This is a genomic window from Halorubrum xinjiangense (assembly GCF_900102375.1).
Taxonomy (GTDB): Archaea; Halobacteriota; Halobacteria; order Halobacteriales; family Haloferacaceae; genus Halorubrum; species Halorubrum xinjiangense.
On sequence record NZ_FNBO01000018.1, the window covers coordinates 1 to 22,750 of the forward strand.

Consider the following 22,750-nt stretch of genomic DNA (forward strand, 5'->3'; position numbering starts at 1 on the left):
TGTTCGTCGCCGTGTTTGCGGTAGCCGGGCGGATTCGCTTTCGTCTCTCCGTTTTGTCGGTTGCCGTACCAGCCGTTGAACGCCTCAGCGAGTTCTTGAAGGACTCGCTGACTTGACTGAGAATGGAGGTCATCATAGCGTTCGTGGCTTTTGAGGTACGTGGTGAGTTCGTTGTGGTTCGGGATGTGATCGATTTCGTCCCAGATCCGACTACACGTCCACCGGCCGACGTTCCAGAGCCTACTGACTGCGAACCCGAGCGAATCAAGGTCGTCTCGCACCCGCGACTGGTTCCGTATGGACGCAGTGTAGGTGCGGGTAACGACCTGTTTCGCCATACGTAACCTATGTAGACAAACCTACTTGAAGGTGTGTATTGGGACCGCGTGGAATATCCCGCTATGCCATCGAACGGTGGACCGTGAAGAGTAGTGTCGGATTCATCCCCGCGCTAAAGCGCGAGGCTTTCTCCTCGATTCTCCGTAACCCGCTCCGAGGGGCCGCCTGCGGGTCGCGTCCTTCGTTCTCGGGGTATCTGCGTCCTACGGTTGGTAACGGCCAAATAGTGGTTGCCGCACTCGGGTAGTCAAGCCAGTCTGGGTGAGGACAGCATTTCGGATCAGGTCACAGAAACCGCCGAAGCGAGGGCTGACCTGCTGGCGTTCGTCGACGAGATACACAGCGAACTGGAGTTCGACCGCTAGGAGACGCGAGCGACAGTCGACTACCGAAAGGAATCCAGTGGAACCGTCTCGGACGTGTGACTCGTGCCACCGCATCGATCGGCGAGAGGTGGGACCGCTCCGACCGCTGGTCGCACCGAACGACCGATTAGAGGATGAACGTGACGACCGCGAGCACGACGAAGATGATGACGAGCCACTTGGCGATAGTCATGCTCAGCCCGGCGACTCCGCTGGCGCCGGCCACCGCCGCGATGACCGCGAGGACTAAGAAGACGATCGCCAGTCCGATCAAGTCCCCGCCGAACTGTAAGGGGGCGAGCGCGGCTCCGTCGTGAACCACTTGGGCCAGGTTCATACCCTATTGACCGCCGCCACCCGTTTAGTTATCCGAGGGCTATCCTGCGGACGAACCGTTTTCACGCCAGTGTGCGAGTCGACACCCATGAGCCACCGCTGTCCAGACTGCGGCGTCACGATGGAGGAGGTCCGGTTCGGCATGGGCGACGCCTGGCACGCGTACGTCGAGACCGGCGAGAAGCGAGCGGGGCTGCTCGGCAAGCTCGGCGTGAACGAACACAAGGACCTGACAACGGTGATGTGTCCCGAGTGCGGACTGGTGCGGCACTACGTCGAGTTCGACGAGTGAGTCGGGGCGGGGGCGTCGCGCCGGGCCGACAGCGGACCGACACCGGACACATCCGGTCGGGGCTTTATTTTTTCGCGCGCCGGACGGAACCGTATGGAGCCAGACTTAGACCGATTCACGTCGCGCCGATCCACCGTGTACGGCCAGCGCGGCGTGGTGGCGACCAGTCAGCCGCTCGCCAGCGAGGCGGGCGTCGAGGTGTTACGCGAGGGCGGCAACGCGTTCGACGCCGCGGTCGCGACCGCCGCCGCGCTCAACGTCGTCGAGCCCACCTCGACCGGGCTCGGGGGCGACGTGTTCGCGCTGTACCGAACCGCGGACGGCGAGGTCGGCGCGATGCGTTCTTGCGGCGGCGCCCCCGCGGAGGCGACGATCGAGAACGTCCGGGCCGCGCTCGCCGAGGACGACGACGCGGACGACTACTACCCAGACGACGGCGGCTACGCGGTCGACGACGCGAGCGAGGCCGGGATGCCCTTCTACGGCCCGCACGCGGTCACGGTCCCCGGGACGGCCCGCGGCTGGGAGGCGACCGTCGAGGAGCTGGGCCGGCTCAGCCTCGCGGACGCGCTCGCGCCCGCCATCCGCTACGCGACCGAGGGGTACCCGGTGTCCGAGGTAATCGCGTCTTACTGGGCGAGCGCCGACGCGCTGTTCACCGACGACCACGCCCGCGAGGCGTTCCTGTTCGACGACGAGCCGCCGGACATCGGGCAGACCGTGACACTCCCGCGGCTCGGCGAGTCGATGCGCAGGATCGCCGAGGAGGGCGCGGACGTCGTCTACGAGGGCGAGATCGCCGAGGCGATCGCCGACGAGGTCCAGTCGCAGGGCGGGTTCATGACCGTCGACGACCTCGCGGAGTTCGAAGTCGAGTGGCCCGACCCGGTGTCGACGACCTACAACGGCGCCGAGGTGTACGAGCTCCCGCCGAACAACCAGGGGCTCATCGCCTTGGAGGCGCTCAACGTCGCCGCGGAGCTCGGCGCAGGCGAGTACGAGTACGACTCGCCGGAGCGCGTCCACTACTTCGCCGAGGCGCTGAAGCGTGCCTTCCACGACGGCCACCGCTACATCACCGACCCCGAGTACGAGGAGGTCCCACCGCTCGCGTCGAGCGAGTGGGCGGCCGAGCGCGCCGCGGGCGTGGGCGAGACCGCCTCGCACGACGTCTCCTTCGGGGTGCCGAACGCGAACGCCGAGGACGCCGACACCGTCCTCCTCACGGTCGCCGACGAGGCGGGCAACGTCGTCTCGTACATCAACTCCCGGTTCGCCGGCTTCGGCTCCGGGCTGGTCGCCGGCGACACCGGCATCGCCCTCCAGAACCGCGGCGCGTCGTTCTCGCTCGACCCGGACCACCCGAACGCCCTCGAACCCGGGAAGCGCCCCTTCCACACGCTCATCCCGGGCGTCGTCCGGTTCGACGAGGACGACTGGGCGGCGTTCGGCGTGATGGGCGGCTACATGCAGCCGCAGGGCCACGTCCAGGTGATCTCCAACCTCGTCGACTACGGGATGCCCCTCCAGCGGGCGCTCGACGAGCCGCGCTGGCGCTACCGCGAGAGCGGCGAGCTAGCGGTCGAACCGCACTTCGACGACGACGCCGCGGCCAAGCTGGTCCGGAAGGACCACGACGTCCGGACGCTCTCGCCGGTCATGTTCGGGGGCGCGCAGATCGCGCGGAACCGGGACGGGGTCCTCTCGGCCGCCACCGAACCCCGGAAGGACGGGAACGCACAGGGGTACTGAGACGGCGCGGCCGGGTCCGCGACGCCGACCGATTTTCTATCAGCGAGCGGGGAGATAGCCCGGTTTCGCGTTCGGCCGCCGAACGGCGAACGGTCGATAGAGCGCACCAATGCGGGGACAGAGCCGGCCTAATGTGTCAGGGGTCGAGCGAGGTCGTATTTGTGGTCGTGGGTACACTTATAACGACTCGTATGGTATACGCTCACAGCATGACGCGAAGAATTCAGCGACGCGACGTACTCAAAGGCGCCGGTGCGGTCGGTATCGCGGGGCTCGCCGGCTGTTCGACGGAAAGCGGCGACGGTTCGGACGGTTCCGACGGTTCGGACGGTTCCGACGGTTCGGATGGTTCCGACGGCTCGGACGGGTCCGACGGCAGTGACGTCCCCGACGCGGTCATGGTCGTCGGCTTCCCGCAGTCCGGTATCCAGCTGTTCCGGGACTTCTACTCGGAGTTCGCCGACAGCGCACCCGACCTGGACATCATCGTCCCGGACGGGCTGATCGACGGCGACCTCCCCGGTGAGGTCGACAACGACATGAACAACGTCATCGGCACCGCGCCCTCCGCGGGCGGCCCCGGGGCGGAGTTCTTCAACGAATCGTATCAGGAGGAGTACGGCGAGGACCCGGGCGTGTTCACCGCGCAGGCGTACGACGCGATGGCGGTCGAGATCCTCGCGGCGACCGCGGCCGGCGAGAACGACGGCGAGGCGATCCGCGACCGCGTCCGGACCGTCGCCAACCCCGGCGGCGACGAGTTCGGTCCCGCGGACCTCCCCGAGGCCGTCGAGACGGTCGCCGGGGGCGACCCCGTCCACTACGTGGGCGCGTCCTCGAGCGTCAACTTCGACGTCAACGGCGACATGGCCACCGCAGCCTACGACATCATCGACTTCCAGGACGGCGAGCTCGTCACCCTCGACACCGTCGAGTTCGGGAACGAGCTCTCCGACGAAGACGAGAGCGCGACCGCCGCGGACCCGGTCGGCGTCGACTCCTTCACCGCTCGGATCGGCGTGTTGATGCCGGAGACCGGCGACCTCGGTCCGCTCGGCGGACCGATCCGCGACGGCGCGCTGCTCGCGGCCACGCAGGTCAACGACGCCGGCATCAACGTCGACGTCGAGACCAGGGTCGAGGACACCCAGACCGACCCGCAGGCTGGCATCTCGGGTGCCAACGCCATCGTCAACGCGGGCTACGGCGCGGTCGTCGGCCCGGCGTCGTCGAACGTCAACCTCCAGGTCTCCGAGCAGGTGTTCATCCCGAACGGCGTCGTCGGCATCTCGCCGTCCTCGACCGACCCGAACGTGACGGACTTAGACGACAACGGCTACATCTTCCGGACGGCGCCCTCCGACCTGCTTCAGGGGCCCGCGATGGCGGACCTCGCAGTGGGCGACAACGTCGGCGCCGAGACCTCCGGCACGCTGTACCTCAACGACGCCTACGGCCAGTCGCTAGAGGAGGCGTACGTGGGCGCCTTCGAGGAGCGCGACGGGACGATCGACCAGCGCGTCTCCTTCGAGCCGAACCAGGCGACGTACACCAGCCAGTGGTCGAGCGTGCTGAACGAGTAGGAAGCACCGAGCCTTTTCCGGTTTTTCGCCGCCCGTGAGCCACCGCGCTCGTCGGAGAGACCGATGACGAGGGTCGCTTATAAATGGCGTTGCGGTGGCGCGTGCCTGCGAGGCCGCCTCGCGGCCGAGCCGCGAGGGACCGAAGGTCCCTCTGGAAGCCGGCGCGGAGCGCCGGCGACAGCACGCGCGAGGGAGTCGGCAGTCCGGAGCGAAGCGGAGGACCGCCGACGAGGCTGGGGAGGCGTGAGGCTGCGGTCCCGCGAGCGACCGGAGGGAGCGAGCGGGAGTACGGAAGACGCAGCGCCGAGCGAAGCGAGGCGACCGTCTTCCGGCGGTGCTGGGCGGGGCGGGACTCAAAGGGGCAGCCGTGAGGGCGCCGTAGGTGACGCAAGGACCGCAGGGAGTGAGCGGAGCGAGCGACTGAGGACCGCAGCGAGCGTACGGCGCCCTCACGGCTGGGGCTTTGGACGTGTTCGTCGCCGATCCGCTATCAGCCATTTATAAGCAATCGGCTGGGGCTTTGGACGTGTTCGTCGCCGATCCGACAGCATCGATTTATAAGCAAACAGCTCGGGATTCGGTGGTGTTCTCCGCCGGCCCACCGCCGGTCTCATATAAATAGCCGCCGGCAACACCCAGAGCCGGTTTATAAATGACCGACGCTCAACAGTAGTTCGATTATCCGCCGAGGAAGTCGCGCCGCACGCCCTCGTCGGCGAGCAGCACGTCGCCGCGGTCAGTGTAGCGGTTCTCGCCGTTCACCAGCACGTAGCCGCGGTCGCAGCGACGCAGCGCCTCCTTCGCGTTCTGCTCGACCATCAGGATCGCCGTCCCGCTCTCGTTGATCCGGTCGATCCGGTCGAACATGTCAGAGACGAGGTCGGGGGCGAGGCCCGCCGAGGGCTCATCGAGCAGCAGGAGGTCGGGGTCGAGCATGAGCGCACGGCCCATCGCGACCATCTGCCGCTGGCCGCCGGAGAGCGTCCCCGCCTTCTGCTCGCTGCGCTCGCGGAGGATGGGGAACCGGTCGTAGATCGTCTCGATCTGGTCTTCGGGCACCTCGTCGAGGATGTACGCGCCCATTTCGAGGTTCTCGCGGACGCTGAGCCCGGGGAACACGTTGTCGTTCTGCGGGACGAACCCGATCCCCTCGCGGATGATCTGCTCGGGCGCGAGCCCCTGGATCGGCTCCCCCTCGAACTCGACGGTGCCGCCCATGTGGGTCGTGAGCCCGAAGACGGTCTTCATCACCGTCGACTTGCCGGCCCCGTTGGGGCCGACGATGGTGACGTACTCCTCGTCGGCGACGTCTAAGACCACGTCGGTGAGGATCTGGAGGTCGCCGTAGCCGGCGTCGAGGTCGCGGATCCGCAGTATCGCGTCGCCGTCGATCGCGTGATCGGTGCCGGCGTGGGCGGCCGCCTCGTCGGTGGCGCCCGACGAGCCCTCGTCGGTCGAGGCCGGTGCGGCCTCCTCGTCCGCGGCGTCGGCGGTCATAGGTCCTCCCCCAGGTACGCCTCGATGACCCGCTCGTCGTTCCGTATCTCGTCGCCGGTCCCCTCGGCGAGCACGCTGCCCTGATGCATGACGATGACGCGTTCGCAGTTGTTCATGATGACGTCCATGTCGTGTTCGACGAGCAGGAAGGTGTAGCCGTCCGCGCGCAGGTCGTGGATCCGGTCTAAGAGCTTCTCCTCTAAGGTCGGGTTGACCCCGGCGAGCGGCTCGTCGAGCAGCACCATCTCGGGGTCGGTCATCAGCGCGCGGGCCATCTCCAGCAGCTTCCGCTGACCGCCGGAGAGGTTCCCCGCGTGCTCGTGCGCGAGGTGGTCGATCTCGAAGAACTCCAGCGTCTCCCAGGCCCGCTCGCGGAGCGCGGTCTCTTCCTCGACGACGGCGCCGCGGAGCCCGGGCGTCACCGCGCGGATCGCGGACTCGCCGAGCTGTCCCTGCGGCGCGAGCATCAGGTTCTCCAAGACGGTCATCTCGGAGAGCTCCCGGGCGATCTGGAACGTCCGGACCAGCCCCTTCCGCGCGATCTGATGCGGTTTGAGCCCCGTGATGTCCTCGCCCTCGAAGTACACCGTGCCGGCGGTCGGCTCGTGGACGCCGGTGATACAGTTGAACGTCGTCGACTTCCCGGCGCCGTTGGGGCCGATGAGCCCGGTCAGCGAGCCGGACTCGACCTCAAAGGAGGCGTCGTCGACGGCGGTGACGCCGCCGAACCGCTTCACCAGCCCCTCGACGCGGAGCGGCGGACCCCCGGACGGGACGTGTTTCGCCGCCTCCTCGACCGCGCTGTCGTTCGCTTCGGGCTCGTCTTCGGGGGCGTCCGCCGCGGCCGCGACGTCGGCCGAGTCGACCGCGTCGGGCGCGTCGCTACTCATCTGACTCACCCCCTGCGGGCCGCTCGGAGAGGTCGACGGCCGCGGCCGTCTCGATCCGGTCGCCGAGGATCCCGTCCGGGCGGCGGTGGATGATAAACACGAGCACCAGCCCGAGGAAGACGAACTGAAGCGGCGCGACGTTGTCGGTCGCGTACGCGAGGAACGCCACCGGGTCCAGCGAGACGAGCGCGTCGGCGAACGACGAGGGCGTCTCCGCGTCGATGAGCCCCCGCACCGTCGCGCCGACGCGCCGCGGCCCCTCGAACAGCACCGCGGCGAAGACGATGCCGCCGAGGACGGAGCCGGTGTTCGACCCCGACCCGCCGATGATCACCGCGATGAACACGTAGAAGGTTAAGAGCGGGCGGAACTGCGGGGTCGGCGAGACGTTCCCTTGGCTACCGAACCAGAGGATGCCGGCGAGCCCCATCAGCGCGCAGCCGATGACGAACACCTTGATCTTCACGAGGTTCACGTCCTTGCCGAGCGAGTCGGCGACGAGCTCGTCCTCACGGATCGCCTTCATCGTCCGGCCGAACGGCGAGCGACCGAGGCGTTCCAAGATGAGGTAGAAGCCGACGAGGAAGGCCGCGAGGACCGCGATATACCCCCAACCGACGAGGATCGAGTGAGAGATACCGAGCCCGTCGTTCCCGAAGACGCCGAAGACGAGCTCGCCGAGCGGGGTCGGGTTCCCCGCCTGCCCGTCGACGAGGAACAGGCCGCGGACGGGGTTGTCCGGCATCCCCATCCCGCGACCGCCGCCCGTCCCGGCGCCGATCGTCTCGCGCAGGAAGTTGTCGAAGGCGCTCGACTGGAGCGACAGCCGGACGATCTCCGAGAGCCCGAGCGTCACGATGGCGAGGTAGTCGGCCTTGAGCCGCAGCGCCGGCAGGGCGGCGATCGCGCCGAGCAGCGCCGCCATCCCCATCCCGGCGAGGATACCGACCGGGAGCGGCAGGCCGAGTCCGGGCGGGCCGAACGCGGGGTCCGGCGGGCGGACGGCCATCCCCATCGTGTACACGCCGACGGCCATGAAGCCGGCGACGCCGATGTTGAAGAGGCCGGTGTACCCCCACTGGAGGTTTAATGCGAGCGCGGTGAGCGCGTAGACGAGCCCGAGGAACGTCAGCGTCTCCAGCAGTCCGACGACGCTGTTGAGCCCGTCGGTGAACGTGAGCAGCGTCGCGACCGCGTAGATCGCGAGCAGCGTGCCGACGACGAGGCCGAGGTCGCTCTCTCGGGCGGCGTCGGCCAGCGCCCCCGTCGCGCTCTCGGGCGCCTCGGAGGCGCGTTCTGACGGGCCGGAGTCGGAGTCGCCGGGCGCGTCGGCGCCGCTCATGCGGTCGACACCCCGCCGAAGAGCCCCTCGGGGCGCAACAGCAGCATGAGGATCATCACGCCGAACGCCGCGGCCTGGTTGAAGTCGGACGGGATCCAGATCGTCGACGTGGTGAACACGACGCCGATGACGAGCCCGCCGGCGATGGCGCCGTAGACCGAGCCGATCCCGCCGAGGATCACGGCCGCGAAGATGAGAAGCAGGAGGAGCCAGCCGAAGTCGAACTGGATCGTCCCGCGGAGCAGGACATAGAGGTAGCCGGACGCGCCCGCGAGCCCGCCGCCGATGATCCAGGTGGCGGTGACGACGCGCTCGGCCGGAATGCCGGTGATGAGCGCGAGGTCCTTGTTGTCGGCCATCGCCCGCATCGCGGTGCCGAGCTTCGTGTGCTGAAGCATGGCGTGCATCGCGAGCATGAGCCCGATCGCGGCCACGAGGATGGTGAGTTCGTGGGCGTTCACCGAGAGCCCGAGCGGGCCGAACGCGAGGTTCGACGCGTCGACGCTGGCGGTCACGCCGCGCCGGTCGGAGCCGTAGCCGAACTGGAGCAGGTAGCGGACGATGAGCGCCGCGCCGATGGAGGCGATGAGCAGCGCGATCCCGTCGCGGTCCCGCATCGGCTTGTAGAACGCGCGGTCGAGCGCCACCGCGAGCAGCGCGGTGACGACGAACGCCGCGAGCAGGCCGACGAGGATCGCCCCGGGCGTCGTGAGGATGTGCGCGCCGATGTCACCCGGCGAGGCGCTCCCGGCGTCGCGGACGGTCAGGAGCGCGCGGACCGGCACGTCGCCGAAGCCGGCCAGCAGGAAGGCGACCCCCCAGCCGGAGAACGCACCGACGCTGACGAGGTCGCCGTGCGAGAAGTTCGCAAACGAGAGGATGCTGTACGTCATCGAGAGCCCGATGCCCGCGAGGCCGATCACGAGGCCGATCACGACGCCGTTCCAGAGGTTCGAGCCGAGCCGGTCGACCGAAAGCGAACCTCCGATCGGGCCGAGGTCGGCCCCCACGAGCTTCGCCGCGAGGTCAATCAAGAGCAGGCCGCCGAGGAGGACGACGAAGAGAAGCCCCGGCCGGGCCCGCGCCGAATCGACGATCGACGAGTCAGTTGTTCCCATGTGTACGTCTCACTGACGCAGGGTGAGTTACCGAGAGGTAAATAACTCGCTGTTCGGACAAGACCTCGAAAACGCCGGACAGCCGTCAACCGCAGTCGGGTGGTAAGCGCCTCACTACGGGCTCAACTGACCCCCTCTCGCTGAGACGCCGATCCGCGGGGACTCAGTCGCCGCCCGCGGCCCGCGCGTGGCGCCGCGCGTCCTCCGGCGACCGCCCCTCACGCACTAGCGCCTCGACGAACAGCTCGCCCGCCTTGTACGACGACCGGACCATGGCGCCCGACGCGCAGTAGAGGAAGTCGAACTCCTCCTCCGCGACCCGCCGCCACGTCTCGAAGACGTCCGGGTGGACGTACTCGAAGACGTCGAGGTGCGAGCGCGACGGCTGGAGGTACTGACCGAAGGTGACCACGTCGACGCCGACCTCGCGCAGGTCGCCGAGCGTCCGGTACACCTCGTGGTCGTACTCGCCGACGCCGAGCATGAGGCTCGTCTTGGTGTGGATGTCGGACTCCCGGTCGATCCGGTCGAGGACCGCCAGCGACTGCTCGTAGTTCGCGCGGCGGTCCCGGACCGGCCACTGGAGCCGCTCGACCGTCTCGACGTTGTGGGCGATCACGTCCGGCCCCGCGTCGATGATGCGGTCGATCGCCGCCGGGTCGCCCTGGAAGTCCGGGATGAGCGTCTCGACGAGTATCTCCGGGTCGCGGCGCTTGATCGCCCGGATCGTTTCGGCGAAGTGCGCCGACCCCCCGTCCGCGAGGTCGTCGCGGTCGACGGAGGTGAGGACGACGTAGTCGAGCCCGATCTCCGCGACCGCGTCCGCGACGTTTGCCGGCTCCTCGGGGTCGAGCGCCTCCATCCCGCCCGTCTCGACGTCACAGAAGTTACACCCGCGCGAGCAGCGGTCGCCCATCAGCATGAACGTCGCCGTCCCTGGCCCGTCGTCCCCCGACCAGCACTCGCCCATATTCGGGCAGTTCGCCTCCTCGCAGACCGTGTGGAGGTCGCGGTCGCGGAGGGTGGATTTGATCTCGGTGAACCGACTCCCGGACGGTGGGCGCGACTTCAGCCAGTCCGGCTTCCGGCGGCCGCGTTGCATGGTCGACCCTTGGCGCCCGAGCGCAAAAGCGTGCGGGTCGGCGGGGCACGCGCCGCGGACTCGGCCCGTCTCACCGACCTACGCCTCGGGGACGAAGACGTTCATCGACGGCGTCTGGATCCCCTGGAACTTGTTCTTCCAGTTGTACGCGATGTTCAGCACGCGCCGCCGGTTTCCGGGCGCCCCCGTCACCACGCTCACCGAGGTGCCGTTCTCCGGGATCTCGACGCGCGTGTCCGCCCACTCGAAGCCCGCGAGCAGCTCCGAGGGGTTCTCGACCGACACCGTCCCGCTGTTCTTGTTCACCTCGTACAGCCGGTAGGAGTCGGTCTCGAGCTGCCGCTTGATCTCGTCGAGGTCGGCGTCGAAGTGCTCCCGCAGCGCGTCGGCGGTGTGGTAGCCGCAGACGATCAGGTGCGCGAACGTCTCGACGTTGCGCGGGTTCTGCTCGGCGGCCCGCAGGTGATCGAAGTACGCCAGCTTCTCCTCGCGGTCGAGCGCGAGGATCTCGTTGATTATGCGCGCCGCCTCCCGCTGCGTCTCCGTCGAGTCCGGATCCGAGAGGACCTCGTCCGCCCGCGACCCCGTGTTCTGCCCCCGCGACACGTCGACGACGTTCTTGAGGTGTTTCGCGCGGTCGTACACCGCCGACTTGTACGACCAGTCGCGGACGTCGTCCGGGTAGTCGTCGAACTGCCGGAGGAGCGCCTCGCGGTCCCCGGGGAAGCCGATCTCCTCGCGGAAGTCGCTCCACGCGGTGGCGTCCTCGAACAGTTCGAACTGCGTCAGGGTGTCCTGCCCGAGGTTCGCCCGCGTGCCGCCGCTGGCGACGAACTTGGCTTCGAGGAACGTCTGCCCGCCGTCCGACTCGACGATGAGGTCGCCGAGCGAGTCGTAGGAGTTGCCGGCGTGTCGCACCGCGGTCCGGTCCGGGAAGTCGGCCCGGATGCGCTCGGCCAAGACCTCAGCGAGGTCGGGTTCCCCCTGCTCTTCGAGGTCGGGGTCCGGTGCCGTGCCGTTCGCGAGCTGCGCCGTCAGCTTCTCGGTGGCCTCGACCCAGCCGCGCTCGTGTTTGCCCATGTGGTGTGTCGGTCGGGCGGTGGGGGATAAAAAAGCGCCTACCGCGAGGGGACACCCGCCTTCGCGGGGAGACCCGACGACCGAGGGCATTTACGCGTGAACACAGTCTAAGCAGAAATAATTCAGTGTACCACAGATATAAATCGTTAGACCCAGTAGGCTGCTGTACGGAGACTCTCACGCATGGACCCCACAGACATCCCCGACGATGCATACGACGGTGAGGAGTCCCCACCTAATCTCGACGATCTGGAATCCCTTGACACACTGCTCAGGGACGGACCAATCCGAGAACGACTTCTCGACGTTGTCGTCGGAGTTCGCACGCCGACGAAGGTCTCGACGATCGCCAAGCGTGCCGATTGCGGCACTGAAACGGCACGGGACTACTTAGCGTGGTTCGACGAGATGGGGATGGTTCACCGGCACAACGGTCGCCCGGTCCGCTATGAGCGCAACGACGCGTACTTCCAGTGGCGGCGCATCGACCAGATCCGAGAGGAATACTCTGAGCAAGAAATCGTTGACGCACTCGACGATACGCTCAACCAGATCGAGGACTACAGAGCGCAGTTCGATGCAACGCACCCGGACGAGGTGTCCCTCGTCGACGCGACTCAGGAGCAGAATCTGTCCACCGAAGTAGCCTGGGAAGCGCTCTCTGAGTGGGAGACACTCGAACAACGAGCCACACTCCTCGACGCAGCACGCCGAAACAATCCAGTCGCTGGTAGCAAGCCCGGTTCAGTCGATGCCTGAGGATACGGCTGACCCACCCAGTCGCGGTCCCATCGATACAGAAATTCTCGACCGGATTGCTACACGCCTCGCTCGTAGCGATCGGTTCGACGACATCCAGACACGACCAGAATACGCGCCGAACGCAGTCGTCGCTGACTACGATCTTGGATACTTTCCAGGCGGCGTCACCCGTGCGTATCTACGAATCCGTTGGTTCGAGACCGACGACTTCAGCATCCATTATTCGGAGCAATACCAGACCGGCAACGAGTGGGAGTGCCGATGGGACTGCCACCCGAATGACCACAACACCCGCGAGCACTTCCACTCGCCCCCAGATGCGTCGACTCCCGGAGAGGATGCCGACTATGCTGACGACTGGCGGAACGTACTCACAACTGTCCTAACCGATCTCGATGACAGGATCAATGCCTTCTGGAACGAGTGACGATCTGAGGGGGTGAACTCACTCAGTCGTCGTCAGCGGTGTACGCCCCGCCTCGACGCTTGACACGTGAACGACGAGCCGCTCGTCGTCCTGCCGGAGGCTCACGGAGAGCCGGAACTCCCCGACGCGTATCTTCTTGTACGGGCTGTTCCGGAGCTGTTCGCCGTAGTCCGGGGGGTCGCGCCACGGCGAGGAGACGAGTCTCGGTGAAATGAGTTGAACGCCGGGAGGCGCAAGGAAAGCGAACGCAGAGAAAGCCTAGGCCGAGATTTGAACTCGGGGTCTCGTCCTTACCAAGGACGCGCTTTACCGCTAAGCTACCCAGGCGCGATTCATCGTTGCGCGGAATCGACTTTAGGGGTTTCGATTCGGCGGCGCGGCGTCGGGGGATCGCAGAGCCGCCCCGGTCCATCCCGCCCGGGTCCGTCCCGCGCCGCTCACCGATCCGTCGCGCTGACGGCCCGATCGGAGATGTCGGCGATGCGGTCGGCGGTCGTCTCCGGCAGCGCGCGGCCCGCGGGCGGGAACTCGCCGTCGCAGTCCGCGGCGAGGTCGCGGGCGTATTCGAGCAACTCCTCCGGCGGATCGCCGCCGACGGCGGTGGTGCCGGCGACGACCGCGAGTTCGAGCGCGTCCACCTCCAGATTGCGGTCGAGTCCGGCCGCCGTCTCGGCGTCCGTTCCCTCGCGGTCACGCAGCGTCTGGTCGCGGCCGAACGCGCGCACAACGTCGACCGCGGGACGGGCAGCGTCGGTACACGCCAAAAGCGAGAAGCCGCGGGAGACGAGCACGTCGGCGGCGAGGATGTCCATGTCGGCGTCGATGTCGGCCGCGGCGGTCGGCGCGGTCACCCACGGCTCGTCGCGGGCGACCGTGCGGGTGAGTCGCAGCCCCTCGTAGATGAGCTGCACGCCCGCGGCGCGGTCGGCCACGTCGCCGAGGTCGACGTCGGGGTCCAGCGCGCGAGCGGTGACCAGCGCCAGCACGCCGGGGGTCACCGCCGCGTCGCCGATCCGGTCGTCGAGGGCCTCGCGGAGCTGTTCGGGTTCGACGTCCGCGAGCGCCTCGCGCGCGGCGTCACGCGCTCGCGCGGCATCGTCCATTGTCGTTCGGTAGACGAGCGAAGGGCAAAGACCTTTGGAAACGAACGGAATCCCGTACCGTGATCCGAACGCGAACCGACGGCGACGTGCGCGTCGTCACGCTCGACCGCCCCGAGGCGCGAAACGCGCTCCGCCCCGCGGACCTGCCCGCCCTGCGCGAGGCGTTCGAAGCGGCGGAGAGCGAACCGCACCCGCCGGTGACGCTCCTGCGCGGCGCGGGCGACGCCTTCTGTGCCGGCGCCGACCTCGACGCGGTCGCCGCGCTCGACGACCCGGAATCGTTCGCCCGGCGCGGGCAACGCGTCGCCGCCGCCATCGAGGCGTCGCCGTCGGTCGTCGTCTGCGGGATCGACGGAGCGGCCCGGGGCGGGGGCGTGGAGCTGGCGCTGGCGGCGGACGTTAGGGTCGCGACCCCGCGGGCGACGCTCGGCGAGCCCGGCGTCTCCCTCGGGCTGTTCGGCGCCTGGGGCGGAACCGTCAGGCTCCCGCGGGTCATGGGCGAGGGCGACGCGCTCGACTTCGCGCTCTCGGGCCGGGTCCTCGGCGCGGAGGCGGCGCTGCGGACCGGACTCGTCTCGCGCGTCGTCGACGATCCGCGCTCGGTCGCCGACGAGATCGCGGCGGGCGAGGCCGACGCGCTGGCGGTGATCAAACGCCGAATCCGGGATCGACGGGACGACGAGACACAGGAGGACGCGGAGGCCGCGGCGTTCGCCGACCTTCACGACGCGCACGCCGGTGAGATCGCGCGACGGAGAGGGGAGTGAGGCGTCGCGTCGACGGCGACCGTTCCGATGTGACAAGCTTAAGTGAGTCTCCGACCAACTGCCGGATGCGAAGCACGCACCGGTAGTGTAGTGGTATCACGCAACCTTGCCATGGTTGCAACCCGAGTTCAAATCTCGGCCGGTGCATTTTCCGAGCGAAGCGAGGAAAATCGCCGAGAGAGATTTGAACGCTATCAGTCGCGCGCAGCGAACGGGCGAGCGAAGCGAGTCCGTGAGCGAGCACGTCTGATTCTGAGTTCAAATCTCGGCCGGTGCATTTCTCGAACACAGTGAGAGAAATCGCCGAGAGAGAGTTGTATGTGGCCCGTGAGCGCCATATCTAGTTTTATTTATAAACCGACGACGGTGCTACGGGAGACACCTCCAAAGCCCCAGCCGCGAGGACTCGCGCGGCTCGCTGCGCTCCTCGCTCGGTCGCTCACTTCGTTCGCTCCCTCGCTGTGGTGCTTGCGTCGCCGTGCTTCGTCCTCACGGCTTGCCCCTTTGAGTCCCGCCCCGCACCGCAACCGCACCTCACGCCTCCCCAACCTCGTCGCTGGCACCCTCCGCTTCGCTCCGGGAGCCAGCGACTCCCTCGCGCGTGCGATTCGCGCCCTTCGGGCGCTCATCGGCACGCGCCACCGCCTCGTTCATTTATAAATAACTCACGTCGGATCCCATCGTCATTTAAATACCGTGTGCGTTCGCGTCCGTCTCGCTCGTGACTACTCTGCGAGCGCCATGCGTGCGCGGCCGATGGGGACAGACCCCGTCCGTTTAACAGCGCGTGCGTGCTCTATTGTCGTATATGGTCGAGATTCTTCTTTTGGTTGGGATCGTGGTGGCGGCGTTCGTCGGATACAACATCGGTGGGGCGACGACGGGGCCCGCGTTCGGGCCGGCGGTCGGCGCGAACGTGTTATCGAAGGCGGGCGCGGCGGCGCTGATGTCGGTGTTCTTCTTTATCGGGGCCGGGACGCTCGGCCAGCGCGTGGTGACGACGCTGGGCGAAGACCTCGTCACCGGCGCGAGCGTGTTCACGCTGGAGACGAGCATCATCGTGCTCTTCTTCATCGGCGGCGCGCTGTTCGTCGGCAACTACGCCGGCGTCCCGGCGTCGACGTCGATGACGGCGGTGGGCGCCATCGCCGGGCTAGGGATCGCGACGAACACCCTCGACTGGGCGGTGATGGGCGAGATCGCGATCTGGTGGCTCGTCGCGCCGATCATCGGGTTCTGGGTGTCCGGCGTCGTCGGGCGCTACTTCTACTCGGCGATCGACCGCTGGGTGGCGATCGAAAGCACCGACGGCGCGCTGTTCGAGTTCGATCGGTCGGGACTGGTCCCGCGGCCGGTCCTCGGACCGAACACGACTCGGCGCGAACTGACGGGCGGGATTGTCGTCATCGCCATCGGCTGCCTGATGGCGTTCTCCTCGGGGACGTCAAACATCGCGAACGCCATCGCGCCGCTCGTCGCGCTCGACTCCGTCGAGATGGAGCCGATGATCCTCCTCGGGAGCGCCGCGGTCGCGGTCGGCGCGTTCACCATTGCCCGGCGGACCCTCGACACGCTCGGCAACGACATCACCGACCTCCCGCTGACGGCCGCCATCGTCGTCGCGGTCGTCTCCTCGGGGATCGTCATCAGCCTCTCTGCGGTCGGCATCCCCGCCTCGTTCGTGATCATCGCGACGATGTCGATCGTCGGGCTGGGGTGGGGGCGCGCGACCCGTACGGTGACCGTGCGGCAAGGGATCAAAGGCGAGAAGGAGCCGACGGTCTCCGTCGGCGCGCTGACGGCCGACGAGATGCCGCCGATCGGCGAGGGGGACGCGAGCGACGTCCCCTCGGCGTCGGACCTGTTCAACCCCGGAACGAGCGCGCGCGTCGTGTTGATGCAAAACGTCGTCCCGATCCTCTCGACGGTTGGCGCGCTGGTGACGTTCACCGCGCTCTTCACGCTCATCTGGTAGAGCGATCGTCGGGGCCCGTCCCCTCGGTCACCTGCCGAACCGGCGCTGGCGGTCCTGGAAGTCCAGCACCGCACGGAGGTACTCGCGCCGGCGGAAGTCGCGCCAGTTCACGTCGGTGAAGTAGAGCTCGGCGTACACCGACTGCCAGATCGCGAAATCGGAGAGTCGCTCGGCGCCGGTCTTGATGACCAGGTCGGGCTCTTCGGGGAACAGCAGCCGCTCTGCCACGTCGCTTTCGTCGATGGCCGCAGGCGATAGCTCGCCGTCCGCGACATCGCTCGCCAGTTCGCGAACCGCCCCGGCGAACTCCGCTTTGCCGCCGAGGCCGACGAGGATCCGGACCGGCGCGTCGGGGTCGTCGGCAGCGGCGGCGCCCGTCGCGGGGTCGCCGCCGGAGTCGGTACCCGCTTCTGACGACCCGTCGACCGCCGGGCCGCGAACCACGGTCTCGGCGGGGGCGTCGAGGCGGCGCAGCTCCCGGACGAGCGTCGGGGCGACCGCGCGGTCGAGGACGGAGACGGAGACGGTGACGCGCTCCGCGCCGTACTCGAACGCCCAGCCGATCGCCGACGACAGGGTGTCGAACGCCCCGTCGGCGAGGAGGTCGCGCTCCGTGAGGACCAAGGCGACGTGCGCCGGGGGCTCGGCGTCATGGAGGCGGTGTCGCGTCGCGAGGTACGCGTCGTAGAGACCCACATGAGATGGATCCGGTCGCGCGTATAAATGGCTTCCCGCCAACGAGGGGTTTAATTCGCCGACGCGCCTACCACCGGTGATGGTAGACAGCTACCGCGGGGTGTTCGGCGCGATTCCATACGCGTTCCGCGCGACCGAGTCGCTGACGATGCGCGCGTACGCCGCGCTCGGCGCGCTGGCGGCCGGGTTCGTCGCGCTCGTCGTCACCCTCGCCTTGGTCGTCTGGATGGGCGAGACCGCCTCGGCGCAGGGAGGGACGTTCCTCTTCTCGCGGTCGCTGTTCGTGGTCGCCGGGCTCGGCGCCGTCGGCCCGCTGCTCGCGCCGATCCTGTTCGTCGCCCGCCGACACCGTCGGGGCGACCCGGTCGCCGCCACGTACGACCGGTGGATGGGGGCCGTAGGCTTCCTGTTCCTCCTCTCGTTGTACCTTGGCATGGTGATCTCGGCGCCCGAGGGGCTCCGAGACCCGAGCGACTCCGTCCTCGTCAACGCGCTGTACGCGCTCCCCCAGCTGGCGGGGTTCGTCCCGCCCGTCGCGGCCGGACTCGCCGTCTTCGCGACGCACTTCCGGCTCCGCGGCGGATCGGGCGACGGCGTGGCCGACAACGGGTCGACGTAGCCGCGAGTCGCCGCCCGCGGCTCGAAAGCCGGAAGTCGCCCGAGCGACTACCCGGACGCAATGACCGACGAGAAGGAGAGCACGTTCCTCGTTACCCACGTCGAGAGCGACTCGGCCGTGCTGAAAGACGTCCACGACGGGCAGGTCCACACGCTGAGTTCGAACCCCGGCCTCGACGTCGACGACGCCGTGAAGGCGACCGTCGCGCCCGACCCGCCGATGGAGGTCACCTATCAGGTGATCGAGGTCGCGGAGCGGCGGTCGCTGTCGATCGAGGAGAGCCCGGAGCCGCCGACCGTCCACGAGCGCGAGCTCGCCGCGGAGACGCCGACGGGGGAACTCGCCCGGACGGAGCGCGCGGGCGTCGGCGAGGTCCACGTGTTGACGCCGCCGGAGTCGGCGACGGACGAGGCGGTCACGGACGTGATCGACGACCGCGAGGGGACGCTCTCGCGCGCGGCCCGGCTCGGCGTGAACCGCGTCGAGATCCGGTCGGAGCCGGGGGTCGTCGCGGTTCGATACCTCCCGTAGCGCGGACGGAAGCGGCGGCGTCTGCGCCGGCGGCCTCGCAGATAAGAAGGCTTATTCGCGCACGCGGGGGAAGCGGTGTTTATGGTAGCGATCGAGGTGCCGAAGGTCAACTACACCGACTATTCGAACCGGCAGCTCGCGGCGGTGCCGCTCGCGTTTCTGGTCCTCGCGCTGGCGATTATTGGCGGGTGGGTCGTCGCCACCGGTGCGCCGGCGAACCTCGGACTGGAGTTCACCGGCGGCGTCGAGCTGCGGATCGCGGACGAGGCGAACGGCGACGTCGAACAGCAGATTCAGACGGCCTTCGACCGGCAGCCCGACTCGGTCCGGACGATCCCGGGCGACGACGTCGTCGTCGTCACCTTCCAGGCGGCCGAGGACGACCCGGAGGGGCTCGCGAACGACCTCCAAGATCAGGCGGACGCCGCGGGGCTGACCACGACCGCCGTCGACCAGGTGTCGCCGAGCTTCGCGAGCGACACCGCGCGGACCGCCCTCTTCGGCGTGGGGCTCGCGTTCCTCGGGATGAGCGTGCTCGTGTTCGCGCTGTTCCGGACGTTCGTCCCCTCGGTCGCGGTCGTCGCGTCCGCGTTCTCCGACCTCGTTATCCCGATCGCGGCGATGAACCTGCTCGGCATCCAGATGACGCTCGGGACGATCGCGGCGCTTTTGATGATCATCGGGTACAGCGTCGACTCCGACATCCTGTTGAACGACTCCGTGTTGCGCCGGACCGGCGAGTTCTACGAGTCGGTCAGCCGCGCGATGCGGACCGGGGTGACGATGACGCTCACTTCCATCGCGGCGATGGTCGTGATGGCCATCGTCGCCTCGCTGTTCGGGATCGGCCTGCTCCGTGACATCGGGATCATCCTCTCGGTCGGGCTCTGCGCCGACCTGATGAACACGTACCTGATGAACGTCTCGCTGCTTCGCTGGTACAAGTTCGAGGGGGTGGCGCGGTAATGCTCGAACCGATCAAAAAGAATTGGCGGATCCTGCTGCTCGTCGTCGTCGTGCTCGGGTCGACGGTGGCGTTGTTCGGCCCCGGGTTCGGGCCGGAGCCCGCGCCCGGCGAGAGCGCGAGCGAGGCCCAACAAGGAGTCACGAATCTCCAGTACGGGCTCGACTTGGCGGGCGGGACGCGCGTCCGCGCGCCGCTTTCGGGGTACACCGCCACCGACGTCGCCCTCGGCGGTGACACGCCGGGGACCGTCGCGGAGGCGGTCGCGACAGAGTTGGACAACGCCTCGACCCGCGACGTCGGGGCCGTCCCGGAGGAGAGCGCGGTGGAGGTCACGGAGCCGTCCGTGACCGAGTCCCAGTTCCGCGCGGCGATGGACGCCGCCGGCTACGAGTACGGGGACGTTCGCTCGGGTGTCACCCAGCGGACGCGCGACGAGACGATGAGCGTCATCCAAGGGAAGATCAACGAGGCGGGCCTCTCCGGCGGCAGCGTCCAACAGGTCCAGTCGATCACCGGCGAGTACTTCATCCTCGTCGAGGTGCCGGGCGAGGGTCGCCAGGAGGTGATCGACCTGCTCGAAGAGCGCGGGACCGTCCGGATCGACATCGCCTACCCCGACGGGAACGGGACCGCCGTTCAGGAGGGGACGCTGATTCAGGACGACTTCGAGGAGATCGGGACCGCGGCCCAGAGCGACCAGGGAACGGGCGCGTACGTGCCCGTCACGGTGCGCAACACCGCCGAGGACGGCCAGTCGCCGGCGCACAGCTTCCAGGACGCCGTGGTTCAGCGCGGCTTCCCCGACGCGTACCAGACGCAGACGGATCGCTGCGGCTACGACGAGGAAACCGGTGAGATCGGAAACTCGAACCCGTGTCTCCTGCTCGTCGTCGACGGCGAGGTCGTCAACTCCTTCGGGATGGACCCCGGCCTCGCCGACAGCATGGCGCAGGGGTCGTGGGCCGAGACCGGGAACTTCCGGCTCACAACCGGGGAGTTCACCGAGGCGCAGACCATCTCGCTGAACCTCCGCGCCGGCGCGCTCCCGGCCGACCTCGACATCAGCGGCGAGGGCACGTCCTCCTCCATCTCGGCCTCGCAGGGGGAGAACTTCCGGACGTACTCGCTGATCATCGGGGTCCTCTCGGTGTTCGCCGTCGCCGGGATGGTGTTCCTCCGCTACCGCGAGCCGCGGGTCGCCCTGCCGATGATCGTCACGGCGCTGGCCGAGGTGTACGCCCTGCTCGGGTTCGCGGCGCTGCTCGGGTACCCCCTGGAGCTGGCGGTGATCGCCGGCTTCATCGCGGTGGTCGGGACCGGCGTCGACGACCTCGTCATCATCGCCGATCAGGTGATGAGCGAGGGCGACGTGAGCTCCCGGACGGTGTTCGACTCCCGGTTCCGGCAGGCGTTCTGGGTCATCGGCGCCGCCGCGGCCACGACGATCATCGCGATGTCGCCGCTGATGGTGCTGTCGCTCGGCGACCTCTCCGGGTTCGCCATCTTCACGATCCTCGGCGTGCTGATCGGCGTGCTGGTCACCCGGCCCGCGTACGGCGACATACTTCGTCGCCTACTGACAGTCAGGTAAGCCGGACTCGGATCGGCCGCTCGGCCGGCCGCTTTTCGACGCAATCCGACGTTCGATCAGTTGCCTCCCGCTCTGAGTGGTATTTTTCTCGTTCGTGATCCCGAGCCGGCCGCCGCGGTTGGCTCCGTCGGGAACTGAGCAACGACCCGACAAACTATTAATTTAGACTGGTCAAAACCAGGTATGCCAACCGACGCCGTCGAGGATTATCTCAAGGCGATCTATCGGATCGAGTCGCGGGCGGGGCCGCCCGTCTCGACCTCGCAGATCGCGGAGGCGCTCGATAAGACCCCCGCGACCGTGACGAGCATGGTGGAGACGCTCTCCGACCGCGGACTGCTCTCCCGCGAGAAGTACAAAGGCGTCGAGCTCACGCCCGCCGGCGAGGTCGCGGCGCTGGAGGTCGTGCGCCGACACCGCCTGATCGAGGCGTTCCTCGCCGAGCAGTTGGACTACGAGCCCACCGAGGTGCACGACGAGGCCGACGCGCTCGAACACCACGTCAGCGAGGAGTTCACGCGTCGCGTCGAGCGCGTCCTCGACTACCCCGCGGCCGACCCGCACGGCGACCCGATCCCCCCGGCCGACCTGTCGACGCCGGAGGACGCCGGGGCGACGCTCGTCGCGGCGTTAGCTCCCGGAGAACGGGGGACCGTCGCCCGAATCAGCGACCGTGATCCCGACGTGTTGGAGTTCCTCGTCGACGCGGGGATCACCCCGGAGACGACCGTCGAGGTCGTCGACGTGACCTCTTTCGGGCTGGTCACCGTCCGGACGAGCGACGGGGACGAACACGGGCTGCCGGAGGCGGTCGCCGACCGCGTGTACGTCCGCCGCGCCGCGGAGTCGGGCGCCGCGAGCGACGGGCAGGAGGCGAGCGACGCATGACCGGCTACGCCGAGCTCGTCGTCATCGCGTTCGCCGCCCAGCTCGCGGTGTTGCCGGGCGAGAAGGTCCAGCTGATGATCGCCGGGCTCGCGACGAAGTACGACCCGAAGATCGTCGTCGCCGCCGCGGGCTCCGCGTTCGCCGGCTGGACGGCCGTCGAGATCGCGTTCGGACGGGCGCTCCAGTCGGCGCTGCCGCCGCTCGCGCTCGACGTCGTGACCGCGGCGCTGTTCTTCGTCTTCGCGGCCCTCCTGTACCGCTCCGCGCCGCCCCGCGGAACGAGCCCCGAGGGGCAGCGCACGGACGGCGGGATGGCCGCCTTCGACGACCTCTCGCTCCCGGGACGGCTCGACCGCTACTCGGGGTCGCTCGGCGGCTTCCTCCCGATCTTCGCGCTCACCGCGACCGGGGAGTTCGGCGACAAGACCCAGCTCGTCACCATCGGGCTGGCGGTCCAGTACGGCGCGACCTCCGCCATCTGGGTCGGCGAGATGCTCGCGATCATCCCGGTGAGCCTCGCGAACGCGTACTTCTTCCACAAGTTCGCCGGCCGGGTCGACATGCGGCTCGCGCACCTCGGCTCCGCGCTGCTTTTCGCCTTCTTCGGCGCCGACACCGTGCTGGCCATCGCGACCGGCTTCTCGGTGTGGGAGGCGTTCGTCGGAGCGGTCGGCGGCCTCGCGGCCGGGCTCTTCTGAGCGCGGCGCTTTGCGGACCCCCGCTTCGGG

Annotated in this window: 22 protein-coding genes, 2 tRNA genes and 2 pseudogenes; 14 read left to right on the plus strand and 12 right to left on the minus strand. The window is 68.3% G+C overall.

Going from position 1 to position 22,750, the window contains the following annotated elements; translation table 11 throughout:
• Both F3H13_RS14910 and F3H13_RS14915 read right to left on the minus strand, forming a co-directional pair.
• Positions 1–338 (minus strand): annotated as a pseudogene (locus tag F3H13_RS14910) (RNA-guided endonuclease TnpB family protein); the annotation flags it as partial.
• Positions 339–831: 493 nt separating this feature from the next.
• Positions 832–1,041, minus strand: coding sequence for a DUF1328 family protein (locus F3H13_RS14915; protein ID WP_149799791.1), 210 nt, complete (start codon positions 1,039–1,041; stop codon positions 832–834).
• An 87-nt stretch (positions 1,042–1,128) separates the two neighbouring features.
• On the opposite strand from F3H13_RS14915, the gene F3H13_RS14920 reads away from it, so the two are divergent.
• From F3H13_RS14920 to F3H13_RS14930, 3 genes are all read left to right on the plus strand, one after another.
• Entirely contained in the window at positions 1,129–1,332 is a 204-nt protein-coding gene (locus F3H13_RS14920) for a hypothetical protein (protein ID WP_149799792.1), read from the plus strand.
• 93 nt (positions 1,333–1,425) lie between these two features.
• Positions 1,426–3,084, plus strand: a complete 1,659-nt coding sequence (locus F3H13_RS14925) for a gamma-glutamyltransferase family protein (protein ID WP_149799793.1) — start codon at positions 1,426–1,428, stop codon at positions 3,082–3,084.
• Between the two features lie 209 nt (positions 3,085–3,293).
• A complete protein-coding gene (locus tag F3H13_RS14930; RefSeq protein ID WP_149799794.1) occupies positions 3,294–4,667 on the plus strand; it encodes an ABC transporter substrate-binding protein in 1,374 nt (457 codons plus the stop codon).
• 678 nt (positions 4,668–5,345) lie between these two features.
• Here the strand turns inward: F3H13_RS14930 and F3H13_RS14935 are convergent.
• The 6 genes from F3H13_RS14935 to F3H13_RS14960 all read right to left on the minus strand — a co-directional run bounded on the left by F3H13_RS14935 (position 5,346) and on the right by F3H13_RS14960 (position 11,696).
• On the minus strand, positions 5,346–6,164 hold the full coding sequence (locus tag F3H13_RS14935) for an ABC transporter ATP-binding protein (protein WP_188128087.1): 819 nt from the start codon (positions 6,162–6,164) through the stop codon (positions 5,346–5,348).
• On the minus strand, positions 6,161–7,054 hold the full coding sequence (locus F3H13_RS14940) for an ABC transporter ATP-binding protein (RefSeq protein WP_149799795.1): 894 nt from the start codon (positions 7,052–7,054) through the stop codon (positions 6,161–6,163). Before F3H13_RS14940 ends, F3H13_RS14935 begins: the two co-directional genes overlap by 4 nt.
• Complete coding sequence (locus F3H13_RS14945; RefSeq protein ID WP_149799796.1) at positions 7,047–8,396, minus strand: branched-chain amino acid ABC transporter permease; 1,350 nt, start codon at positions 8,394–8,396, stop codon at positions 7,047–7,049. The genes F3H13_RS14940 and F3H13_RS14945 overlap by 8 nt, the downstream gene beginning before the upstream one ends.
• Positions 8,393–9,514 carry a branched-chain amino acid ABC transporter permease gene (locus F3H13_RS14950; RefSeq protein WP_149799797.1) on the minus strand — a complete coding sequence of 374 codons (1,122 nt, stop codon included), beginning with the start codon at positions 9,512–9,514 and terminating at the stop codon, positions 8,393–8,395. Before F3H13_RS14950 ends, F3H13_RS14945 begins: the two co-directional genes overlap by 4 nt.
• A gap of 163 nt (positions 9,515–9,677) precedes the next feature.
• On the minus strand, positions 9,678–10,616 hold the full coding sequence (lipA, locus tag F3H13_RS14955) for a lipoyl synthase (RefSeq protein ID WP_149799798.1): 939 nt from the start codon (positions 10,614–10,616) through the stop codon (positions 9,678–9,680).
• Positions 10,617–10,694: 78 nt separating this feature from the next.
• A complete protein-coding gene (locus F3H13_RS14960) occupies positions 10,695–11,696 on the minus strand; it encodes a hypothetical protein (RefSeq protein ID WP_149799799.1) in 1,002 nt (333 codons plus the stop codon).
• A gap of 183 nt (positions 11,697–11,879) precedes the next feature.
• On the opposite strand from F3H13_RS14960, the gene F3H13_RS14965 reads away from it, so the two are divergent.
• Together F3H13_RS14965 and F3H13_RS14970 are read left to right on the plus strand one after the other, a co-directional pair.
• Complete coding sequence (locus F3H13_RS14965) at positions 11,880–12,455, plus strand: DUF7342 family protein (RefSeq protein WP_149799800.1); 576 nt, start codon at positions 11,880–11,882, stop codon at positions 12,453–12,455.
• On the plus strand, positions 12,448–12,885 hold the full coding sequence (locus F3H13_RS14970; protein ID WP_149799801.1) for a hypothetical protein: 438 nt from the start codon (positions 12,448–12,450) through the stop codon (positions 12,883–12,885). Before F3H13_RS14965 ends, F3H13_RS14970 begins: the two co-directional genes overlap by 8 nt.
• A gap of 22 nt (positions 12,886–12,907) precedes the next feature.
• Here the strand turns inward: F3H13_RS14970 and F3H13_RS16610 are convergent.
• The 3 genes and pseudogenes from F3H13_RS16610 to F3H13_RS14985 all read right to left on the minus strand — a co-directional run.
• Positions 12,908–13,086: pseudogene (locus tag F3H13_RS16610) on the minus strand (type II toxin-antitoxin system RelE family toxin); the annotation flags it as partial.
• A 54-nt stretch (positions 13,087–13,140) separates the two neighbouring features.
• Positions 13,141–13,212: transfer RNA gene (locus F3H13_RS14980), tRNA-Thr, on the minus strand.
• Positions 13,213–13,322: 110 nt separating this feature from the next.
• Positions 13,323–13,988 carry a DUF7114 family protein gene (locus F3H13_RS14985; RefSeq protein ID WP_149799802.1) on the minus strand — a complete coding sequence of 222 codons (666 nt, stop codon included), beginning with the start codon at positions 13,986–13,988 and terminating at the stop codon, positions 13,323–13,325.
• 59 nt (positions 13,989–14,047) lie between these two features.
• Between F3H13_RS14985 and F3H13_RS14990 the strand changes: the two genes are divergently transcribed.
• The 3 genes from F3H13_RS14990 to F3H13_RS15000 all read left to right on the plus strand — a co-directional run bounded on the left by F3H13_RS14990 (position 14,048) and on the right by F3H13_RS15000 (position 16,730).
• Positions 14,048–14,755, plus strand: a complete 708-nt coding sequence (locus F3H13_RS14990) for an enoyl-CoA hydratase/isomerase family protein (protein ID WP_149799803.1) — start codon at positions 14,048–14,050, stop codon at positions 14,753–14,755.
• A gap of 76 nt (positions 14,756–14,831) precedes the next feature.
• Positions 14,832–14,902 (plus strand) — tRNA-Gly (locus tag F3H13_RS14995).
• 661 nt (positions 14,903–15,563) lie between these two features.
• The gene (locus tag F3H13_RS15000; protein WP_149799804.1) at positions 15,564–16,730 is read left to right on the plus strand and encodes an inorganic phosphate transporter; all 1,167 of its coding nucleotides are present in this window, start codon (positions 15,564–15,566) and stop codon (positions 16,728–16,730) included.
• 27 nt (positions 16,731–16,757) lie between these two features.
• On the opposite strand, the gene F3H13_RS15005 is transcribed toward F3H13_RS15000, so the two are convergent.
• Complete coding sequence (locus tag F3H13_RS15005) at positions 16,758–17,426, minus strand: undecaprenyl diphosphate synthase family protein (protein ID WP_149799805.1); 669 nt, start codon at positions 17,424–17,426, stop codon at positions 16,758–16,760.
• Between the two features lie 79 nt (positions 17,427–17,505).
• On the opposite strand from F3H13_RS15005, the gene F3H13_RS15010 reads away from it, so the two are divergent.
• The 6 genes from F3H13_RS15010 (at position 17,506) to F3H13_RS15035 (ending at position 22,720) form a co-directional block, all read left to right on the plus strand.
• Entirely contained in the window at positions 17,506–18,045 is a 540-nt protein-coding gene (locus F3H13_RS15010; protein ID WP_149799806.1) for a hypothetical protein, read from the plus strand.
• 60 nt (positions 18,046–18,105) lie between these two features.
• Positions 18,106–18,576, plus strand: a complete 471-nt coding sequence (locus F3H13_RS15015) for a DUF5812 family protein (protein WP_149799807.1) — start codon at positions 18,106–18,108, stop codon at positions 18,574–18,576.
• 81 nt (positions 18,577–18,657) lie between these two features.
• The gene (secF, locus tag F3H13_RS15020; protein ID WP_149799808.1) at positions 18,658–19,542 is read left to right on the plus strand and encodes a protein translocase subunit SecF; all 885 of its coding nucleotides are present in this window, start codon (positions 18,658–18,660) and stop codon (positions 19,540–19,542) included.
• Positions 19,542–21,134 (plus strand): preprotein translocase subunit SecD, encoded by a 1,593-nt coding sequence (locus tag F3H13_RS15025; protein WP_149799809.1) that lies wholly within the window; start codon positions 19,542–19,544, stop codon positions 21,132–21,134. Before secF ends, F3H13_RS15025 begins: the two co-directional genes overlap by 1 nt.
• Positions 21,135–21,317: 183 nt before the next feature.
• Complete coding sequence (locus tag F3H13_RS15030; protein ID WP_149799810.1) at positions 21,318–22,022, plus strand: metal-dependent transcriptional regulator; 705 nt, start codon at positions 21,318–21,320, stop codon at positions 22,020–22,022.
• The gene (locus F3H13_RS15035) at positions 22,019–22,720 is read left to right on the plus strand and encodes a TMEM165/GDT1 family protein (protein WP_149799811.1); all 702 of its coding nucleotides are present in this window, start codon (positions 22,019–22,021) and stop codon (positions 22,718–22,720) included. Before F3H13_RS15030 ends, F3H13_RS15035 begins: the two co-directional genes overlap by 4 nt.
• Positions 22,721–22,750: the final 30 nt, after the last annotated feature.

What these genes read in the sequence shown, in the direction of transcription:
- F3H13_RS14915 (WP_149799791.1), bottom strand. Translation starts at nt 1,041, where the DNA reads ATGAACCTGGCCCAAGTGGTTCACGACGGAGCCGCGCTCGCCCCCTTA.
- F3H13_RS14920 (WP_149799792.1), top strand. Translation starts at nt 1,129, where the DNA reads ATGAGCCACCGCTGTCCAGACTGCGGCGTCACGATGGAGGAGGTCCGG.
- F3H13_RS14925 (WP_149799793.1), top strand. Translation starts at nt 1,426, where the DNA reads ATGGAGCCAGACTTAGACCGATTCACGTCGCGCCGATCCACCGTGTAC.
- F3H13_RS14930 (WP_149799794.1), top strand. Translation starts at nt 3,294, where the DNA reads ATGACGCGAAGAATTCAGCGACGCGACGTACTCAAAGGCGCCGGTGCG.
- F3H13_RS14935 (WP_188128087.1), bottom strand. Translation starts at nt 6,164, where the DNA reads ATGACCGCCGACGCCGCGGACGAGGAGGCCGCACCGGCCTCGACCGAC.
- F3H13_RS14940 (WP_149799795.1), bottom strand. Translation starts at nt 7,054, where the DNA reads ATGAGTAGCGACGCGCCCGACGCGGTCGACTCGGCCGACGTCGCGGCC.
- F3H13_RS14945 (WP_149799796.1), bottom strand. Translation starts at nt 8,396, where the DNA reads ATGAGCGGCGCCGACGCGCCCGGCGACTCCGACTCCGGCCCGTCAGAA.
- F3H13_RS14950 (WP_149799797.1), bottom strand. Translation starts at nt 9,514, where the DNA reads ATGGGAACAACTGACTCGTCGATCGTCGATTCGGCGCGGGCCCGGCCG.
- lipA (WP_149799798.1), bottom strand. Translation starts at nt 10,616, where the DNA reads ATGCAACGCGGCCGCCGGAAGCCGGACTGGCTGAAGTCGCGCCCACCG.
- F3H13_RS14960 (WP_149799799.1), bottom strand. Translation starts at nt 11,696, where the DNA reads ATGGGCAAACACGAGCGCGGCTGGGTCGAGGCCACCGAGAAGCTGACG.
- F3H13_RS14965 (WP_149799800.1), top strand. Translation starts at nt 11,880, where the DNA reads ATGGACCCCACAGACATCCCCGACGATGCATACGACGGTGAGGAGTCC.
- F3H13_RS14970 (WP_149799801.1), top strand. Translation starts at nt 12,448, where the DNA reads ATGCCTGAGGATACGGCTGACCCACCCAGTCGCGGTCCCATCGATACA.
- F3H13_RS14985 (WP_149799802.1), bottom strand. Translation starts at nt 13,988, where the DNA reads ATGGACGATGCCGCGCGAGCGCGTGACGCCGCGCGCGAGGCGCTCGCG.
- F3H13_RS15000 (WP_149799804.1), top strand. Translation starts at nt 15,564, where the DNA reads ATGGTCGAGATTCTTCTTTTGGTTGGGATCGTGGTGGCGGCGTTCGTC.
- F3H13_RS15010 (WP_149799806.1), top strand. Translation starts at nt 17,506, where the DNA reads ATGGTAGACAGCTACCGCGGGGTGTTCGGCGCGATTCCATACGCGTTC.
- F3H13_RS15015 (WP_149799807.1), top strand. Translation starts at nt 18,106, where the DNA reads ATGACCGACGAGAAGGAGAGCACGTTCCTCGTTACCCACGTCGAGAGC.
- secF (WP_149799808.1), top strand. Translation starts at nt 18,658, where the DNA reads ATGGTAGCGATCGAGGTGCCGAAGGTCAACTACACCGACTATTCGAAC.
- F3H13_RS15025 (WP_149799809.1), top strand. Translation starts at nt 19,542, where the DNA reads ATGCTCGAACCGATCAAAAAGAATTGGCGGATCCTGCTGCTCGTCGTC.
- F3H13_RS15030 (WP_149799810.1), top strand. Translation starts at nt 21,318, where the DNA reads ATGCCAACCGACGCCGTCGAGGATTATCTCAAGGCGATCTATCGGATC.
- F3H13_RS15035 (WP_149799811.1), top strand. Translation starts at nt 22,019, where the DNA reads ATGACCGGCTACGCCGAGCTCGTCGTCATCGCGTTCGCCGCCCAGCTC.